The sequence below is a fragment of the Streptomyces sp. NPDC048106 genome (assembly GCF_040706415.1).
Taxonomy (GTDB): Bacteria; Actinomycetota; Actinomycetes; order Streptomycetales; family Streptomycetaceae; genus Streptomyces.
The window spans coordinates 37911-55425 of record NZ_JBEZND010000034.1 but is presented as its reverse complement, the minus strand read 5'-3'; the positions used below and the strand labels follow the sequence as shown (position 1 = coordinate 55425).

At 73.5% G+C, this 17515-nt stretch carries 17 protein-coding genes; 7 read left to right on the top strand and 10 right to left on the bottom strand.

All coding sequences use genetic code 11. The annotated features are described in order from the left end of the window. The first annotated feature begins 35 nt into the window (after positions 1-35). Positions 36-1586 (top strand): DUF6519 domain-containing protein, encoded by a 1551-nt coding sequence (locus AB0927_RS28980; RefSeq protein ID WP_366670698.1) that lies wholly within the window; start codon positions 36-38, stop codon positions 1584-1586. Beyond that, entirely contained in the window at positions 1586-2476 is an 891-nt protein-coding gene (locus AB0927_RS28975; protein ID WP_366670697.1) for a peptidoglycan-binding protein, read from the top strand. Before AB0927_RS28980 ends, AB0927_RS28975 begins: the two co-directional genes overlap by 1 nt. 64 nt (positions 2477-2540) lie before the next feature. Here the strand turns inward: AB0927_RS28975 and AB0927_RS28970 are convergent, their stop codons facing one another. The 3 genes from AB0927_RS28970 to AB0927_RS28960 all read right to left on the bottom strand — a co-directional run bounded on the left by AB0927_RS28970 (position 2541) and on the right by AB0927_RS28960 (position 4531). Beyond that, positions 2541-3470 carry an amidohydrolase family protein gene (locus tag AB0927_RS28970; protein ID WP_366670696.1) on the bottom strand — a complete coding sequence of 310 codons (930 nt, stop codon included), beginning with the start codon at positions 3468-3470 and terminating at the stop codon, positions 2541-2543. Between the two features lie 115 nt (positions 3471-3585). Continuing rightward, positions 3586-4077, bottom strand: coding sequence for a GNAT family N-acetyltransferase (locus AB0927_RS28965; RefSeq protein ID WP_366670695.1), 492 nt, complete (start codon positions 4075-4077; stop codon positions 3586-3588). After that, positions 4067-4531, bottom strand: a complete 465-nt coding sequence (locus AB0927_RS28960) for a MarR family transcriptional regulator (RefSeq protein WP_366670694.1) — start codon at positions 4529-4531, stop codon at positions 4067-4069. Before AB0927_RS28960 ends, AB0927_RS28965 begins: the two co-directional genes overlap by 11 nt. Before the next feature lie 70 nt (positions 4532-4601). Between AB0927_RS28960 and AB0927_RS28955 the strand changes: the two genes are divergently transcribed. Further along, on the top strand, positions 4602-5549 hold the full coding sequence (locus AB0927_RS28955) for an NAD(P)-dependent oxidoreductase (RefSeq protein ID WP_366670693.1): 948 nt from the start codon (positions 4602-4604) through the stop codon (positions 5547-5549). A gap of 68 nt (positions 5550-5617) precedes the next feature. Here AB0927_RS28955 and AB0927_RS28950 read toward each other — a convergent pair whose 3' ends face one another. Continuing rightward, positions 5618-6745, bottom strand: coding sequence for a helix-turn-helix domain-containing protein (locus AB0927_RS28950; RefSeq protein ID WP_366670692.1), 1128 nt, complete (start codon positions 6743-6745; stop codon positions 5618-5620). A 167-nt stretch (positions 6746-6912) separates the two neighbouring features. Between AB0927_RS28950 and AB0927_RS28945 the strand changes: the two genes are divergently transcribed. The 3 genes from AB0927_RS28945 to AB0927_RS28935 are packed head-to-tail and all read left to right on the top strand — an operon-like array spanning position 6913 to position 10453. Next, complete coding sequence (locus AB0927_RS28945) at positions 6913-8262, top strand: NAD(P)-binding domain-containing protein (protein WP_366670691.1); 1350 nt, start codon at positions 6913-6915, stop codon at positions 8260-8262. After that, complete coding sequence (locus AB0927_RS28940; protein ID WP_366670690.1) at positions 8259-9110, top strand: SDR family NAD(P)-dependent oxidoreductase; 852 nt, start codon at positions 8259-8261, stop codon at positions 9108-9110. Before AB0927_RS28945 ends, AB0927_RS28940 begins: the two co-directional genes overlap by 4 nt. Then, positions 9107-10453, top strand: coding sequence for an MFS transporter (locus AB0927_RS28935; RefSeq protein ID WP_366670689.1), 1347 nt, complete (start codon positions 9107-9109; stop codon positions 10451-10453). Before AB0927_RS28940 ends, AB0927_RS28935 begins: the two co-directional genes overlap by 4 nt. On the opposite strand, the gene AB0927_RS28930 is transcribed toward AB0927_RS28935, so the two are convergent. The 6 genes from AB0927_RS28930 to AB0927_RS28905 are packed head-to-tail and all read right to left on the bottom strand — an operon-like array spanning position 10401 to position 16553. Next, positions 10401-11309 (bottom strand): STM4011 family radical SAM protein, encoded by a 909-nt coding sequence (locus tag AB0927_RS28930; protein WP_366670688.1) that lies wholly within the window; start codon positions 11307-11309, stop codon positions 10401-10403. The genes AB0927_RS28935 and AB0927_RS28930 overlap by 53 nt on opposite strands. Before the next feature lie 10 nt (positions 11310-11319). After that, positions 11320-12681 carry an STM4012 family radical SAM protein gene (locus tag AB0927_RS28925; RefSeq protein ID WP_366670687.1) on the bottom strand — a complete coding sequence of 454 codons (1362 nt, stop codon included), beginning with the start codon at positions 12679-12681 and terminating at the stop codon, positions 11320-11322. Further along, a complete protein-coding gene (locus tag AB0927_RS28920; protein WP_366670730.1) occupies positions 12678-13484 on the bottom strand; it encodes an STM4013/SEN3800 family hydrolase in 807 nt (268 codons plus the stop codon). Before AB0927_RS28920 ends, AB0927_RS28925 begins: the two co-directional genes overlap by 4 nt. A 1-nt stretch (position 13485) precedes the next feature. Then, positions 13486-14643, bottom strand: coding sequence for an STM4014 family protein (locus AB0927_RS28915; RefSeq protein WP_366670686.1), 1158 nt, complete (start codon positions 14641-14643; stop codon positions 13486-13488). Continuing rightward, positions 14624-15589 (bottom strand): STM4015 family protein, encoded by a 966-nt coding sequence (locus tag AB0927_RS28910; protein ID WP_366670685.1) that lies wholly within the window; start codon positions 15587-15589, stop codon positions 14624-14626. The genes AB0927_RS28915 and AB0927_RS28910 overlap by 20 nt, the downstream gene beginning before the upstream one ends. A gap of 7 nt (positions 15590-15596) precedes the next feature. Next, positions 15597-16553 carry an STM4015 family protein gene (locus AB0927_RS28905; protein ID WP_366670684.1) on the bottom strand — a complete coding sequence of 319 codons (957 nt, stop codon included), beginning with the start codon at positions 16551-16553 and terminating at the stop codon, positions 15597-15599. A gap of 243 nt (positions 16554-16796) precedes the next feature. Between AB0927_RS28905 and AB0927_RS28900 the strand changes: the two genes are divergently transcribed. Further along, a complete protein-coding gene (locus AB0927_RS28900) occupies positions 16797-17510 on the top strand; it encodes a shikimate kinase (RefSeq protein WP_366670683.1) in 714 nt (237 codons plus the stop codon). Positions 17511-17515 lie beyond the last annotated feature (5 nt).

The following is a 17515-nucleotide window of genomic DNA, read 5'->3' as shown; positions in this document are numbered from 1 at the left end:
CACCCGCAGACTTCCGAACCAGGGGGACCCCCTTCATGCACGCTGATCTCTCCCGCGCCACCTTCCGCCCGGAGCGGCACTACTCGGCGGTCCTCGCCCAGCAGGGCCGCGTCCAACTGGACGCCGACCTCAACGAACAGACCGCCATCCAGCTCCACCAGGCCCGCACCCTCGCCGCCGACCTCATCGGACGGCACGGCGGGCCCAGCGGCGCCACCGGCTTCCGCATCGAGTACGTGGGCGGCAAGCACGACATCGACACCCTGTACATCCACGGCGGCCGCTACTACGTCGACGGCATCCTGTGCGACGCGGACCTCCCGGCACCGGGCGTCCCCGTACCGGACGACGACACCGAGGCACCGCGGAGCGCCGAGACGGACGCCCACTGGGACTACTGGAACCAGCCCGACGGCTTCCGCGACCCGGAGCGGCCCGGCGACCGGCTGCCCTCACCCGCACAGTCGCCGTTCCTCGTCTACCTCACGGTGTGGGAGCGGGCGGTCCCGGCGGCCGAGGACCCGGCGCTGCGCGAGGTCGCCCTCGGCGCCGCGCTGCCCGACACCGCCGCCCGCGCCAAGGTCGTCTGGCAGGTGCTGCCGCTGCCGCTGACCACCCTGGGCATCGAGGACACCGAACCGGGACCGGCCGCCGTCCGCGACGCGTTCGAGAAGTGGGCCAGGGCCCAGGCGGCGCCCTCCGCCCGGCTCGCCGCCCGCGCCGAACGCCCCGGACACGCCGACGAGGACCCCTGCCTGGTCCGCCCCGACGCCCGCTACCGGGGCCCGGAGAACCAGCTTTACCGGGTGGAGGTGCACGCGGGCGGCGAGGCCGGGGACGCCACCTTCAAATGGTCCCGCGAGAACGGTTCCGTGGTCTTCCCGGTGGACGAACTGGAGGGCACCTGGGTGCGGTTGGCGACCCTGGGCGCCGACTCCAAGCTCGACCTGGAGGCGGGCGACCTGGTCGAGTTCACCGACACCGCATACGCCTCCCGCCTCGACGCGCTGCCCCTGCTGCGCGTCGAGGAGCTGGACCTGCCCGGCCGCCGCGTCCGCCTCTCCGCCGAGCCGGACCCGCGCGTCGGACGCCTGCCGCACCTGCACCCCTTCCTGCGCCGCTGGGACCACCGCGAAGGACCCCGCCGCAAGGGCCGTACGACGGCCCTGAAGGGCGGTGCCGTGCCGGTCGCCGAGGGGGAGTGGCTGCCGCTGGAGGACGGCGTCGAGGTCTACTTCGCCCGGGGCGGCGCCTACCGCACCGGCGACCACTGGCTGATCCCCGCCCGCACCGTCACCGGCGGCGTCGAGTGGGCCACCGACGCCGCGCGCCGCCCGCTGCTCCAGGCGCCGGCGGGCATCGAGCGCCACTTCGCCCCGCTGGCGCTGGTCACCGGCGAGGGCAGCACCGCCGACCTGCGGTACGCCTTCGGCCAGCTCGCCACGCAGATCCCCGCGGCCGACCAGGCGGCCCTGGACGCGGAGGAGCGGGCCGCCCGCGAGGAGCAGGCCGCCGAGGCCGCCCCCGCCGACGGCCGTTCACAGACCACGGCGGCGGCGGAGAACGCCGCGGAAGGAGACGAGTGATGGCACAGCCGATGAGCGGTTCCAAGCTGCTGGAGGTCCTGCGCGCCGAGGGCCTGACCGTCCACGAGGTGCGCGACTGGCGCCGTCACAACCGCAACACCAAGGGCCCCTGGGGCCCGGTCAACGGCGTGATGATCCACCACACCGTCACCTCGGGCACCGCGAACTCCGTGAACATCTGCTACGACGGCTACTCCGGGCTGCCCGGTCCCCTCTGCCACGGCGTCATCGACAAGGAGGGCCACGTCCACCTCGTCGGCAACGGCCGCGCCAACCACGCGGGCCTCGGCGACAGCGACGTGCTGCGCGCGGTCGTCGACGAGACGACGCTGCCGCACGACAACCAGGCCGACGTCGACGGCAACCGGCACTTCTACGGCTTCGAGTGCGTCAACCTCGGCGACGGCAAGGACCCCTGGCCCGAGGCGCAGAAGGAGGCCATCGAGAAGGTCTCCGCCGCGATCTGCCGCCATCACGGCTGGTCGGAGCGTTCCGTCATCGGACACAAGGAATGGCAGCCAGGCAAGCAGGACCCGCGCGGCTTCACCATGGACGGCATGCGTCAGCGCATCGCCGACCGGCTGGCCGCAAAGGGCGGCGGCGAGGGCGCGGGCGGCTCCGGGCCCGGCCCCAAGCCGAAGTACGCTCCCTTCCCCGGCAGCGGCTACTTCCACAAGGGCCAGAAGTCGCCGCTGATCACCGCGATGGGCCGCCGCCTCGCCGCCGAGGGCTGCGACCACTACGAGAAGGGCCCCGGCCCCGAGTGGACGGAGGCCGACCGCAAGTCCTACGCCGCCTGGCAGCACAAGCTCGGCTACCGCGGCAAGGACGCGGACGGCATCCCGGGCAAGGCGAGCTGGGACAGGCTGAAGGTGCCCTCGGACGGCTGACGCGCCCGCCGCCGGGCCACGCCGGTGCCGTCACCGCCCGAAGGGCCCTGCCGCGCGGGTGCCGTCACAGCCCGAACAGGCTTGCCGCGTTGTCGTGGCACACGGCCCGCAGCCACTCCTGTCCGAGGTCCAGCCGCTCCAGGGCGTGGAGCTGGTGGAGGTAGGGGTAGGGGATGTTGGGGAAGTCGGAGCCGAGCAGGACGCGGTCGCCGAGCGCGGCGAGCCGGGGCAGGGCCCGGCGGGGGAACGGCATGAACGCCTCGGTGAAGTCGGTGAGCGCCATCGTCGTGTCCAGCCGCACCTGCCGGTACCGCTCGGCGAGGCCGAGAAACTCCTCGTACTCGGGCATCCCCAGGTGCGCGACGACCAGCCGCAGCTCCGGGTGGAGCGCCAGCACCCGCGCGATCGGCTCGGGGCCGGTGTACTTGCCGGGCGCGGGCCCGGAACCGCAGTGGATCACCACGGGGACCCGGGCCTCGGCCAGCAGCCCCCAGGCCGGCTGGAGCAGTTCGTCGGCCGGGTCGTACGCCCCCACCTGCACATGTGCCTTGAACACGCGCGCGCCGGCTTCGATCGCCTGGCGGACGTAGGTCTCGACGCCCTCCTCGGGGTAGAGGGTGGCGGTGTGCAGACACTCGGGGGTCCGCCGGGCGAAGTCGGCCGCCCATCCGTTCAGCCACCGGGCCATGCCGGGCTTGTGCGGGTAGAGCATGGCGGTGAAGGCCCGGACGCCGAACCGCCGCAGCAGGTCGGCCCGTTCCGCCTCCTGGTGCCGGTAGCCGATCGGCCACTCCAGCCCGCCGGTCAGCGGCCCCTGGGTGTCGAAGTAGTCCCAGACCTTGCGCAGGACGCGCTCGGGCATGAAGTGCGTGTGGACGTCGATCAGGCCGGGGAGCCCGAGCCCGGCCCAGAAACGGCGGACCTCGGCGGCCTCCTCAGCCGCGGCCGCGACGGAGTCGGCAGGGTCGGCGGGGGCCAGGCGATGATCGTTCATGCCGCCCACGATCGTCCCTGATGCGGAGCGGGTCCACCCCTTTCCGCCAGGGGCGCCTGAGGAGTTCGTCACCCGCCGCTTTCCCGTGTGCGCACCGCTTTCCGGCGTCCGGCGGCTATCGCGCGACGCGCACCTGGAGGACGAGGTCGCGCGGCTCGGCGAAGCCGAGGCCCCGATAGAGCGCCTCGCCGTCGGAGGTGGCCGCCAGGCGCACGGTCGTGGCGGCCGTCTCGTCGGCGAACCAGGCGAGCAGCGCGCCCATGCAGGCGCGGGCGACGCCACGGCCGCGGAAGCCCGGTGAGGTGACGACGTTGGCGATCTCGCCGCGCAGGCCGCTCCGGTTGCGCGGACTCGGGGCGTGGTCGTCGATGGTGCCGACGGCGCAGCCGACCACCCCGGAGGCGGGCAGCTCGGCGACGAACGCGGCGAAGGTGCCCGCCTGACCCATCCGGCGGGCGAACCAGGCGGCGGCATCGGCCCGCCAGCCGGGGTCGGCGTCGACGTCCTCGCCCATCTCCGTCATCATCAGCGCGCGGAACGCGACCAGGTGATCGATGTCCGCGGGTCCGGCGCGCCGGACCCGGACGCCGTCGGCGTCACCGCCCATGCCGGGCCTGTCCCTCCGCGGGCGCGAGTACGGCGCGCAGCGCCTGCCGGAACTGCGCGGCCACGGTCGCGTCGAGCGGGGCGAGGAACTCGTCCTCCGCCGCGGTGTACGCCGCGTCCGCCTCGCGGTAGAGCGCCAGCCCGGACTCGGTCAGCTCGATGGCGTTGCGGCGGCGGTCGTTCGGGTCGGGCTTGCGGGTGACGACGCCCTTGGCCTCGAAGGCGTCGATCAGGGCGACCATCGTGGTGCGGTCGACGCCGAGCTTGGCCGCGACCGCCTGCTGGGACATGGGTTCGCGGCCGACGAGCACGCGCAGCACGCCGAAGTCCTTGCTGTCGATGCCGAACGGGGCGAGCGCGGCGTCGGTCAGCGCTGTCAGCCGCAGGTGCGCGTGCTTGACGAGATACCCGAGCGCGTCGTGCGGCTCCATGGCATGCGGTGCGGGGGTTGGCATACCCGAATCCTAGCCTTAGGCTGATAGTCAGCAACACTGACAATCAGTTGAGCGAACGAAAGAGGAACCAATGATTCTCGTGACAGGCGGAGCCGGCTTCATCGGTTCGCAGGCCGTTCGCGCGCTCCACGAGGCCGGGGAGAAGTGCGTGCTCCTCCAGCGCCGCCCGCCCGCGACACCGCCGCGGCTGGCCGACCTGCCCGTGGAAATGGCGCAGGGCGACATCGCCGATCTGGAGAGCCTGCGTGCGGTGGGCCGCCGGTACCCGATCACCGGAATCGTCCACCTCGCCATCACGGTGCCCTGGGAGGCCGGCGACGACGACGCGATCGGCGCCGCGGGCCGCGCGATCGACGGCTTCCTCAACGTCGTGCGGGTCGCCCAGGAGTGGGGCGTGCGGCGCGTCGTCGCGGCCGGCACCATCGGGGTCTACGGCGGCGTGGCCGTCGGCGGCGCGCTCGGCGAGGACCTGCCGCTGCCGATGAGCCACTTCCATGCCATCCCGACCCTGAAGAAGATCACCGAACTGCTGGCCGGACAACTCGCGGCCGGGACCGGCATCGAGATCGTCACCGCGCGCATCTCCGGCACCTGGGGGCCGGGCGGCCACCTGCCCGATCCCTTCTTCCCGGCGCCGTCCCTCCTCCACGCCGCCGCCCGGCGCACCACGCCCGACCTGTCCGGCCTCGTGCGTCAGCCGTACGCCGAGGACGCCCTCGACCTCTGCTACGTCAAGGACACCGGCCGGGCCCTCGCGCTCCTCCAGCTCACGCCGCGACTGCGCCACGCGACGTACAACGTCGGCTCGGGCCGGGCCACCAGCAACGCCGAGGTGATCGCGGCGATCGCCGCCGTCGAGCCCGCGTTCCACGTCGAACTGCCCTCACGGGAGGCGACGGCGCCGCAGTGGCTCGACACGACGCGCCTGCGCGAGGACACCGGATTCAGCCCCGCGTACGACACCGTTGCCGCGGCCGCCGATTACCTCGCCTTCCTGCGCGCGGGCAACGAACGCTAGAGCCTCTCGTTTGGATACGGCACGCCTCGCCGCCCGGGTCGTCGCCGTCGTCCATGAGGGCGCCGCCGTCACCCCGCCCCCTGCGCCCCCTCGGCGGAGACGAGCCAGGACCGGCACAGCCACCAGGCGTTGAGGGCGCCGAAGGTGTCATGGGGATCGATCCCGGTCACCTCCGCGAACCGCTGCACCCGGTTCCGCACCGTGTTCGGGTGGACGAACAACCGCTCCGCCGCCGCTGACACGTCCCGCCCGGCCTCCAGCCACGCCCGGACGGCGAGGGCGACCGGCCCGGTGTGGGCCCCGAGGGCGGTCGGCGCGGGGCGATGGCGTTCCGTCAGGACCGCGGACAGGTCCGCCCGGTCGGCCACCGCGGCGAGCACCGCCACGTCGGCGACGTGCACCACCCCTGTCCGCCCGGTCGACTCCGCGGCCGCCAGGGCGGCCAGGGCCAGCCGTCGCGCGGTGCCCAGTTCCTCGGGCTCGGCCGGACCGGCGAGCCCCGCGGCGACGGCGGCCCGGGCGGTGGGCGCCTGGGGGAGCACAGCGACCAGCAGCCCGTCGAGCTGCCCGGTGAGCGCCTGCGAACGGTCGCGCAGCATGTGCTCCAGGCCCCCGTCGCCCGGCCGGGCCACCAGCACCCACAGACCGCCGGTGACGGGCAGCCCGGCCTCCGCCGCGGCCAGCGCCGCCGCCGAGCCGCCTTCGAACAGCCGGCGCAGGATCGTCGGATTCCGGTCGCCCGCGCTGTGCCGGCCGGTGTCGGCGGCGCGGTGGGCCTTGATCAGCCGGGCCCGCACCGCCTCGGCCCAGTCGTCGTAGAGCTCGCGCACGTCGAGCAGCAGCCGGGCCTCGATCCCGGCCTCGGCGGCCGCCTCCCGGGCCCGCGACCAGATCGCGCGCTCGGAGACGTGGATGGCGCCGAGCACCGCCTCGATGGGCACGCCCTGCTGGGCGCGGGTGTGACCGAGTTCCGCCACGAAGGACAGCTCCGCCTCCGTGGGGCCCCGTCCGGCGGCCAGCGCGCGCGTCGCCGCGGCCAGCAGCGCTCTGGTGTGCGCGGCGATGTCCGCGGGCGCGAGCCCCGCGACCTCGGGCACCGTGGTACGGACGCCGGTCACCACGGAGGGCAGCAGGTCGTCCTCGCCGACCACCCGCTCGATCAGGTCGACCACGCTGCCCCAGTCCTCGCGTCGCATGCGGGGCATCCTCGCCCGGGTTGTGGCCGAGCACAAGCGGCTGGCCGAATCGGGTGACGCATGACATGTTCGGCGTGGTGAGGGGCCGCTTACCGTTGGGCCCAGCCACAACGCGGCGGCCGCGCGGTGAGACGCGGCGGCGCCCGCCCCTTTCCCCAGGAGCCACCATGCCCCCTTCCCGCCGGGTCGCCGTGATCGGCGCCGGTGCGGCCGGCCTCGCCGCCACCAAGGCCCTGCTCGACGAGGGCGTCGGGGTCGTCACCTACGAACAGGGCGACCGGCCCGGCGGGCTGTGGGCGCGCGACAACGCGAGCGGACTGTCCCCGGCCTACCCCTCCCTGCACCTCAACACCAGCAAAGGCCGTACCGAGTTCGCCGACTTCCCCATGCCGCAGCGGTGGCCGGACTACCCGTCGGCCGACCTGGTGGCCGGCTATCTCGCCGACTACAGCACGGAGTTCGGCCTCACCGGACACATCCGGTTCGGCACCACCGTCACGTCCGTCGAGCGCTCCCCGCAAGGCTGGACGGTGACGACCGGAACCGGCGAGACGGACCGGTACGACGCGGTCGTGGTCGCCAACGGCCACAACTGGCGGCCCCGTTGGCCCGAACCGGCCTACCCGGGTGACTTCGACGGCAGCCAGATGCACGCCCACGACTACCGCGGCCCCGAGATCTTCCGGGACCGGAGGGTGCTCGTCGTCGGCATGGGCAACTCCGCGATGGACATCGCCGTCGACGCCTCCTACGTCGCACACGGCCCCGTGCTGCTGTCGGCCCGCCACGGCGTCCACATCGTCCCCAAATACCTCTTCGGGCGGCCCTCCGACGCGACCGGCGGCGCCCTCGCGGCCCTGCCGTGGCGCATGCGCCAGCGCGTCGCCGAGACCATGCTGCGGCTGGCCGTCGGAACCCCGCAGCAGTACGGCCTGCCCGCCCCCGCAGGCGGTCTGTTCCAGAACCACCCCACCATCAGCGACACCATCCTGCACCGCCTCACCCACGGCGAGGTGGCCGCCCGGCCCGGTATCGAGCGACTCGACGGGGACAGCGTCGTCTTCACCGACGGCAGCTCGGAACCGGTCGACGTGATCGTGTGGGCCACCGGCTACCGCGTCCACATCCCCTTCCTGGACGCCCGCTGGCTCGGCGAGGACCCGGAGCGACTCCCGCTGTACCAGAGGGTCTTCCACCTGGAGGACCCGAGTCTCGCCTTCGTCGGGCTGATGCAGTCCACGGGCGCGGCGCTGCCCGTGGTGGAGGTCCAGGCCAAACTGGCCGCCGCCTGCTTCTCCGGCGGCTACGCCCTGCCCTCGCCCGAGGAGCAGCGGCGCGCCGTCGACCGCGCCCTGCGCGCCGCCGTCGCCCGCTGGGGGGACCGCCGCCCGCAGATGCGCATCGACTTCGACCAGTACGTCGCGGACATCCCGCGCGAGATCACGGCAGGACGCGCCCGGCTGCGGCGCGGCGCCCGCCCGTTCACCACCCCGGCCCGTGAAGGGAGCCCCGCATGAAGGCCGTGTCCAAGGGCCGAAGGGGCCTGCGCGACGCGCGCGGCCTCCGCGTCGTCGTCACCGGTGCCTCCGGCACGTTCGGCCGGGCCATCTGCGCCCGCCTCACCGAACTCGGCGCCCACGTCGTCGGCCTTGACCGTGCGCCCCGGCCGGACGACCCGGTCGAGGTGGTCGCCTGCGACATCACCGACGACGCGGGCACCGCGAGCGCCGTCGCCGCCGCGATCGACCGGCTCGGCGGCCTCGACCTGCTCATCAACAACGCCGGTGTCGGCGGGCCCGCCCCGGCCGAGTTGCCGCCCGGGGACGAGGTGCGGCGCCAGCTCGACATCAACCTGCTCGGCGCCTGGCGGGTGACCGCCGCGAGTGTGGCCGCCCTGGTGGCGTCCCGCGGCCGGATCGTCATGGTCTCCTCACGGATGGCCGCCCTCCAGCTCCCCCTGGCCGCCGCGTACGGCGCCTCCAAGCGGGCGCTGGTGGCCTACGCCGACGCACTGCGCCTGGAACTCGGCACACACGTGGGCGTCACCTGCGTGTACCCGTCGGCGGTGCGCAGCCCGATCCACGACTCGACCGCCGAAGCCGGGCTCTCCCTGGAGGGCATGAGCAGCTACGAGCCCCTGGAGGGCGTGGTCGACACGGTGCTGCGCGCCGCGCTGGGCCGCCGGGTGCGCCGCGACCTGTCGACCACCCGCCGCGGCGCCGTCGAGTTCTTCCTGGCCCGCCATCTGCCCTCCCTCACCGACCGGATCGTCGCCCGCACCCTCGCCGCCCGCGCCCGCTCCGGCGCCTTCGAGGGAGCCGAACTGGCCGCCGGCGTCGTCAGACGCCACACGGAGACACCGTGACCACGGTGCCCCGCACGCCGGGGGCGGACGACACCTCGACCCGCCCCCGGACCGGCGACCTCACCCTGTACGCGGCCGGGTCGATCGGCATGGGCCTGTGGGTCACCGTCCCCGGCCTGCTGCTCCTCTACTTCCTCACCCGGACCCTCGGCGTCCCCGCGGTCCTCGCCGGCACGACCCTGCTGCTGCCCAAGATCGTCGACGTCGTCGTCCATCCCCTCCTCGGTTCCCTGACGGACCGCCAGGCGCGCCGCAAGGGCCACCGGCGCGGACTGCTCCGGGTGGGGCTGTGGCTGGCGGTGGCCTGGATCGCCCTGTTCTCCGTGCCCGGCGGCCTGTCCGGAACGCCGGCCGCGCTGTGGGTCGGCGCCTGCTGCGTCGCCGGGAACCTGCTGTTCGCCTGCTTCCAGGTGCCGTATCTGACGACGCCGTCCGACCTGCGGATCGGCTACCACGAACGCACCCGCGTCTTCATGTTCCGCATGGTCTTCCTCACCCTGGGACTGCTCGTCGCGGGCGTCGCCGCCCCGGCCCTGGTGTCCTCCGGCGGGCACCGCGCCTACGCCCGGATGGCCCTGCTGCTGGCCGGACTCCTGGTGGCCTCGCAACTCGTCGGGCTCGCCGGTGTGCGCCGGCTGACCGACCGCTGCGGGTTCCGGCCCCCGGACGAGCGCGTCCACTCCGCCCGCGACGACATCCGGGCCGCCTGGCGCGACCGCGACTTCCGGGCGCTGGCGCTGTCGTACCTGTGCACCGGCACCACCACGCACCTGTTCCTGGCCGCGGTGCCCTTCTACACCGAGTACGTCCTGCGCGACCGGGGCCTGACCGCCGTGTTGATGGGAGCCTTCCTGGTCCCGGCGACCGTCGCCGGACCCGGCTGGCTGCGCGTGTCGAGACGCGTCGGCAAGCAGCGCGGGCTGCTGCTCTCCCAGGGCGTGTTCGTCGCCGGGTCCCTCGCGCTGGCGGTCGGCGGCCGGCTCGGCGCGGCCGGGGCCGCCGTCCTGGTGGCGGTCATGGGCACCGCCTTCGCCGGGCTCCAGCTGTTCGCGTTCTCGATGGTGCCGGACGCGGTGGCCGCGGCCGAGGCGCGCGGCTCCGCCCGCGCGGGCGCCTACACCGGGGTGTGGACCGCCACCGAGGCGGCCGGGACCGCGCTCGGCCCCTATGTCTACTCCACGGTGCTCGCCCTCGGCGGCTTCGTGTCCACCACCGAGGGCCGCTCCGTGCCGCAGTCCCACGCCGCGCACGTGGGGCTGCTGCTGGGCATCACCGTGGTCCCGGCCGTGTTCATGGCGGTGGCGATGGTGTGCCAGCGCCGGTGCGGCCTCGACCGCCGCTGACTTCTCGGCGGGGCGCCTGCGCCGGTATGCGCTCCAGGACCCCGCCCGCGAACACGTCGTACAGCGGCAGCGTCTCCAGGTGGACGTAGCCGATGTGGCAGTCGCAGACCGCGAGCGGGCAGGGGCGGGGCCGCAGCGCCCGCCGGTACGAGCCGTCGTACAGGTTGCCCAGCTCCGCGCGGACGAAGTGACAGCGGCGCACCGTGCCCTCGCCGTCCACGGAGACGACCGACTCCCCCGTACGGCAGGGCAGGCCCGCGCTGCGGTGCGGATGACGGCTGTAGGGGAAGAGCGGGTCCAGCGCGGTCCACCGTTCGGCCTCCGCGTCGGTGTAGGAGTGCCCCTCGGCGGCGTTGACCCACAGATAGACCTGCTCGGGCAGCTCGGCGCGCAGCCGCACGGCATGCTCCAGGTGCTCGGGCAGGCCGACCACGCCGACGCTGTGGCGCACCCCGCGGGCGGCCAGGTCACGGCACTTGGCGAGGAAGCGGTCGTACGGCGTCTGCCCCGGGTGGTAGGTGCACCACAGCGCGAGGGTGTCCAGGTCGGCCCCCTCCAGCCAGTCGGTGCGGCAGCTGAGGTTGGTCTGGATGGCCACCCGGCGGATGTGCGGCAGCCGGCTCAGTTCCACGAGCGCCCGCCGGTACCAGGACCGCACCAGGCCCTCGCCCCACGGGGTGAACAGCAGCGAGAGCCGGTCGTCCTGCTGCGCGGCCGCCCAGCCGGCGAAGCGCTCCAGCGCGGCCCGGTCCGCGGCCAGCTCGGCGCGGCTGTCCCGGCGCTTGGCGAACGGGCAGTACGGGCAGTCGTAGTCGCACGACGCCAGCGGGCCCCGGTAGAGAATCGTCAGGTCCATGCGCGCCCCGTCACTTCGGCTCGTAGGCGGCCATCCGCGCGCGCACGGCGGCGGAGAACAGCTCGGGGCCCACCGCGTCCGAGTGCGCCAGCCCCTCGGGGCTCAGCCGCAGCAGCCCCGGGCCCGCCGAGTCGTCCAGCCAGCCCCGGTCGCCGAACCGCGCCAGCTCGGCGGCGAAGTCGTCGCCGGGCGCGCTGCCGAACCGGTCCCGGTAGCCGGCCACCGGCATGCCCTCGGCCTGGAGCAGAGACTGCAGCAGATGACGGCGCCGCGCCTCGTCCGCCGTCATCTCCCACCCGAAGTCCGCGTGCCGGAAGCCGTCGGCGGAACGGGAGGCGTACGCGTCGATGATCCCCCGGATGCGGTGCATGTCCACCGCGTAGTCGAACGAGTAGTGCCACCGGGAGGTGTACGACCGCGCGCCGCAGCCGAGACCTACCATGCCGTCCGTCTGGCAGGCGTAGTCGCCCGCGCCGGTGTCCGGGGCGTCCGCGCGGCGGAACATGCGCATCGACACCTGCTCGTAGCCGTGCGCGAGCAACTGGTCCCGGCCGTGGCGGTACAGCCGCAGTCGCTGCTCGTCCCACTCGGCGTCACCGCACTCCACCCGCTCGCGCTGCCGGCCGAGACCGGTGAGCGGGCGCACATAGAGCGGGTACAGGTACAGCTCCTCCGGCCGCCAGGCGAGGGCCGCGTCCAGGGAACGGCTGAAGGACTCCTCGGTCTGGCCGTCGATGCCGTAGATCAGGTCGATGTTGAGGACGGGTATCCGCGCGTCGCGGACCCGGGCGAGGGCCGCCTCCACGTCCGCACGCCGCTGCGGTCGTACGGCGGTGCGCGCCTCGGCGTCGACGAAGCTCTGCACGCCCAGGCTCAGCCGGGTGATGCCCCGGTCGGCCAGCACCGCCAGCCGGTCGGCGGTCGCCGTGGCGGGCGAGGCCTCCACCGACAGCGGGATCGCGGCCAGATCGGCGCCCAGCCCCCGCTCGGCCAGATCGCACAGCCGCTCCAGCTCCGCCGCCTCCAGGAACGTCGGAGTGCCGCCGCCGAAGGCCGCGTTCGCGAACCGCGCCCCCTCGCCCAGCGCCTCGCGCACCGTTGACGCCTGCCGCTCCAGCGCGTCCAGGTAGGCGCCGGTCAGGCCGTCCGGCGCGCCGATCCGGGTGAAGAGGTTGCAGAACCCGCAGCGCACCTCGCAGAACGGGATGTGGAAGTAGAGCGAGAGGGCGTCCTTGGGCTCGTCCGCCCACAGGGCGCGCAACGACGCCTGCTCACGGGGCAGCGGACGGTAGGCGGTCTTGTGCGGATAGGCGTAGACGTACTGCTGGTACGGGCGGACGGCGGTGGTGGCCGTCGCGGTGGTGCTGGTCATCGGGCCTCGTCGACGAAGAAGTGGGCGTAGGGGACGGTCCAGACGACCTCATGGCCGATGCGGTGGCCCGTGTGGCCGTCCTCGCCGTACGCGGTGCCGTGGTCGGAGCAGACGATCGCGAGGCACGGGCGGCGGCTGCCGGCCGCGGCCAGGAGCCGGCCCATGTGCCGGTCCACGTACTCCAGCGCGGCCGCGTGCGAGGCTCGGGTGTCGCCCGCCTCGCGGGTGGCCCCGGGCAGATGGAACCAGTTGGGCTGGTGCAGCGCCGCCACGTTCACGAAGAGGAAGAGCCGCTGCTCCCGCGGGAGATCGGCGACGACCTTCTCGGCGCACGCCACCTGGGCCTCGAACGAGGTGGGGGAGGCCACCCCGAACTCCGGCTCCCAGTGACTCTCCTGGAACATCCCCGGCAGCACCGAGCCCAGCGGCCCCTGCTTGTTGAAGAAGCCCACACCGCCGATGCACACGGTGCGGTAGCCCACGGCGGCCAGACCCGAGACCAGGTCGGGCGTGTCGTAGACGAACGTGCCCGACGCGGTGCTCTCACTGCCCGCGAAACGGGCGGCGAACAGCCGAGGATGCGGACCCGGCGCCGCCGGCGTCGGCAGGAAACCGGCGAACATCGCTTGGTGGGAGGCGTAGGTGAAGCTGCCGGGCGCGTGCCGGCGCTCCCACCCGCCGCCCGGCAGATGCCGCGCCAGGTTCGGGATGCGTCCGGCCGCCGCCAGCTCCTGTGCCACGTCGTAGCGCAGGGTGTCGAGCGTGACCAGCAGCAGATCGTGGCTGCCCACGATCTCGGTCATGTCAAGCGGGGATGTCATGGTGGTGCTCCTCGTGTTCCGCCCGCCGCACGGCGGCCGGGGCCGCGGCGACCTGCGCGGTATAGGTGTCCAGGTGCTCGGCGCCGCTGCCGGGCAGGCCGGTCAGCCGGGGCAGCAGATCCCCGAAGGCGTTGACCTCGCCGACGGCGAAGCGGCGCCAGCCGGTGGCCGGCAGCACGTCCACGCCGACGCACAGCGTGCCCGGGAAGCACGCCGCCGCCCGCTCGGCCACCTCCAGCACCTCGGCGAAGTCGCGGCCCGCGGCCCGGACCGCCTCGCGGGCAGCGTCCAGATCGCCCCGGGCGCCGCCCAGGTGCAGGTTGGTCATGGGATGCCGGCTGGTCCGCACGACGGCATGCGTGGCCCGCCCCGCGACCACCACGACCCGCAGATCGGCCGCCCGGCCGCCCTGCGTGGCCTTCGGCAGCCACCGCTCCACGTGGATCCCGTCCGGGACCAGCGCGTCGACCAGGGCGGCGACCTCACGCTCCGAGGTGTAGTCGCGCACCCGCAGCGAGTTGTACAGCCGGCCGTCGTCGGTCCGCTCCACGGACGTCGTCGCCTTGACCCGCCCGGGACCCGCCACCGACAGCGCGAGGACACCGGAGGCCGACGAGCCATGGGCCGGCTTCACGAACGCCCGGGCGAACCGGGCCTCCCGCAACTGCCGCCGAAGCCCGTCCCAGCCGTCGACCGGACCGGTCAGCGCCGGCGGGACCGGGACGCCCGCGGCGGCGAGCCGGGCGTGGCAGCGCCGCTTGTCGAACATCACGGCGACCTCCTCCGGGTCCACGCTCGGCACCGCGCCCGCGCGGTGCGCCGCTCGTGTCAACTCCGTTACCACGGCGGTGAATCGGCGGTGCCACAGCGCCGTGCCCTCGACCCGGGTCGGCTCGTCGACGCCCCGCAGAAGCCGGTCGACCTCGGTGTTCTCACCGGGGGAGTCGATCCGTACCCACTCGTGCGGAGCGAACGCGTACCGGCCGCGCAGCACGTCCCGCCAGGCGAGCACGCGCGGTGCGGGGTGCCCCGCGGCGCGTACGGCGTCGGCGAACATGGTCGTCCGCCGGTTCTCGGGGTTGCCGACGACGGCGAACCGGAGGCCCGCGCCGGGCGCCGGGCTACTCGGAGACGGCGACATGACGCCACTCCTCGTCCCGCCACCGGTGCGGCACCTGACGGTCCGACAGGTCTACCTCGGTTCCGCCGTCGGCGAGGGCCGCGCGGATCCGGTCGGCCATGGAGTCGCCGAGGAAGTGGTGGTGCAGATCCAGCCGCTTCAGATGGGTGAGCGGCTGGCCGAGCAGCAGCGCCTCGCCACCGGCGTCGGTGAGGGTGCCCATGGACAGGCTCAGCGACTCCAGCCGGGCCACGACCGGCGCCGAGGCGACGGCGGCCGCGATCTCGTCCTGCGACTCACTGTCCTGGAGGCCGAGATGGCGCAACGACGGGAAACGGCCCCCGGCCAGGATGGGCGCGAGATCGGCCACGGTGGCGTCGCCGCCGTACGCCGCCGTGCCCAGCCACAGCTCCAGCCGCTCCAGCGCGGGCAGTTCACAGGCGCCGACCGCCTGCACCACCTGCCCCGGCAGGCCACCCGACTCGAAGCGCAGTACACGCAGCGCGTCGTGCCGCACCGGACGCAGCGACAGGGGCTCCTCGCCGAGCCCCTGCGAGTCGCCGCCGCGCACGCCCAGCTCCTCCAGCAGCGGGAAGTGTTCCAGTACCGGGGTGATGTCGGTGAGCTGGAGCCAGGAGATCTCGCACTCCTCGCTGGTGACGTCGGCGAGGAACAGGGCGCGCAGCGCGGGGAGACGTGCGGCATCCGCCACGATCAGCTCCAGCGCCGGCCGCAGTTCGCTGTACTCGTCCTCCCACCAGGGACCGACGACGAGGGCCCGGACCTCCCTGCTCGGCACCCGCTCGGTGAAGCTCCGCCACAGCTCGGGGAACGGAACCTCCCCGGCCTCGAAGCAGTCCAGCCGCCAGGCCACGTCGCCCGCGGCCGGAAGCGCCTCCCCGCCCGGCTCGGGCAGGGTGAAGACGGGCAGCCCGTGGAAGGTGTCGAAGTGATCGGCGAAGGTCATGGCCGCCTCACTCCGCGACCGCGGTGTAGCGGTGCACGACACCGTCGTGCTCCCAGGTGTCACCGTGCTCGGACAGGTCGACCTCGACACCGGCAGGCTCCAGCGCCGCCAGGACCCGCTGGGCCACCGGCTCGGTGACGTAGTTGTGGTGCAGGTCGAACCGGGTCAGATGGGTGAGCGGCTGCCCGTCGAGCAGCGCGAGAACGCCCTCGTCGGTGAGCACGCCCATGGACAGGCCGAGCGAGGACAGCTGGGCGACGACCGGCGCGCCCGCGACGGCGGCGGCTATCTCGTCCTGTATCTCGCTGTTGCGCAGGCCCAGGTGGCGCAGTGCCGGGAAGCCGCCCCCGGCCAGGAGCGGCGCGAGGTCGGCCACCGTGGCGTCGCCGCCGTACTCCGACACGCCGAGCCACATGTCGAGGTGCTCCAGCGCGGGCAGTTCGCTCGCGGCGACACCGCGCACGACCTCGCCGGGCAGACCGCCGGCCTCGAAGCGGAGCGTGCGCAGGTGCTGGTGGCGGACCGCGGGGAAGCGCAGTCCGGAGCCGCCGCGGATCCCGAACTCCTCGAGCAGCGGGTAGGCGTCGAGGACGGGGGTGACGTCGGACTGCTCGATCCAGGAGATCTCTTCCTGCTCCTGCTCCAGGTCCCCGATGAACACGGCCCGCAGGCCGGTCAGCCGCTCCCGGGCGTCCACGAGGCGGCGCACGATGAACTCGGAGTCGTTGTCGTACGCCTCGCCCCACTGGCCGACGATGATCGCACGCACACCGGCGGGGTCCACGGTCTCCAGGAAGCGGTCCCAGACCTCCTCGAACTCCTCGTCCGAGTCGTCGTCGTAGGGATCGCTGCTCAGCCGCCACGCCACGGCATCCGCCTCCGGCAGCTCCCGGCCCGACCCGGGGAGGGGGAAGTCGAAGGCCGGAAGGCCGTGCAGTTCCTTCAGATGCTCGACGTACGACATGACGCGCTGGCCTCCTGGGACCGTGATCGTGCGGTGGTTCCAAGAGTTCTACCAAGCGGCACCGACAACGCGGATGACGGGCTGTGGAAGACCGCCGAGGCGGGCCCGGACGGGGCCGCGGGATGATCCTGATGCCTTGACCACGCGGGCCACCGACGTGCTCACTCTGATGGCGGGTCAGGGAATTCACGCTCCCAGAACACAATGAGGCTGGCCATGGTCGTCCCATTGGAGGGGAGAGGGATGCAGTCCCGACAGTATGAAGAGGCGGTCGATGCCGCAGAGCTTCCCGCACGGCTGCGGCACGTGTATTGGATCGGCGGCGGGAGCGGGGCGGGCAAGTCGACGATCGCCCGCCGACTCGCCGACCGTTACGGTTGGCGCCTCTACGCGACCGACGACGTGATGCAGGATCACGCTGGACGGACCACGCCCGAGGAGGCCCCTTTCCTGCACGAGTTCATCGCCATGGACATGGACGAGCGATGGGTGAACCGGTCCCCGGGGATCATGCTTGAGACGTTCCATTGGTTTCGAGGCGAGGGCTTCGGTCTGATCATCGAAGACCTTCTGCGCCTGCCGCAGGAGCCGTGCGTCATCGTCGAGGGCTTCCGACTGCTGCCACACCTCGTGAAGCCTCTGCTCGCTGCTCCCGAGCACGCCGTCTGGCTCCTTCCCACACCTGATTTCCGCCAGGCCGCCATCCAGAGTCGGTCCGCACCGGGGGAAGGGTTCGTATGGAAGACCAGCGATCCAGCAAAGGCCGGCCGCAATATCGCCGAACGTGACCACATGTTCACAAGACGCCTTCAGCGGGAAGCCGAGCGTCTCCGACTGCGCACCATTCAGGTCACCACCACGATGACCGAAGACGATCTCGGACAGCAGGTGACCACAGCGTTCGGACTCGCAGGCGGGCGATGCCGAGCACGGCGTGATGTACCCCGTCACCCTTGAGACGG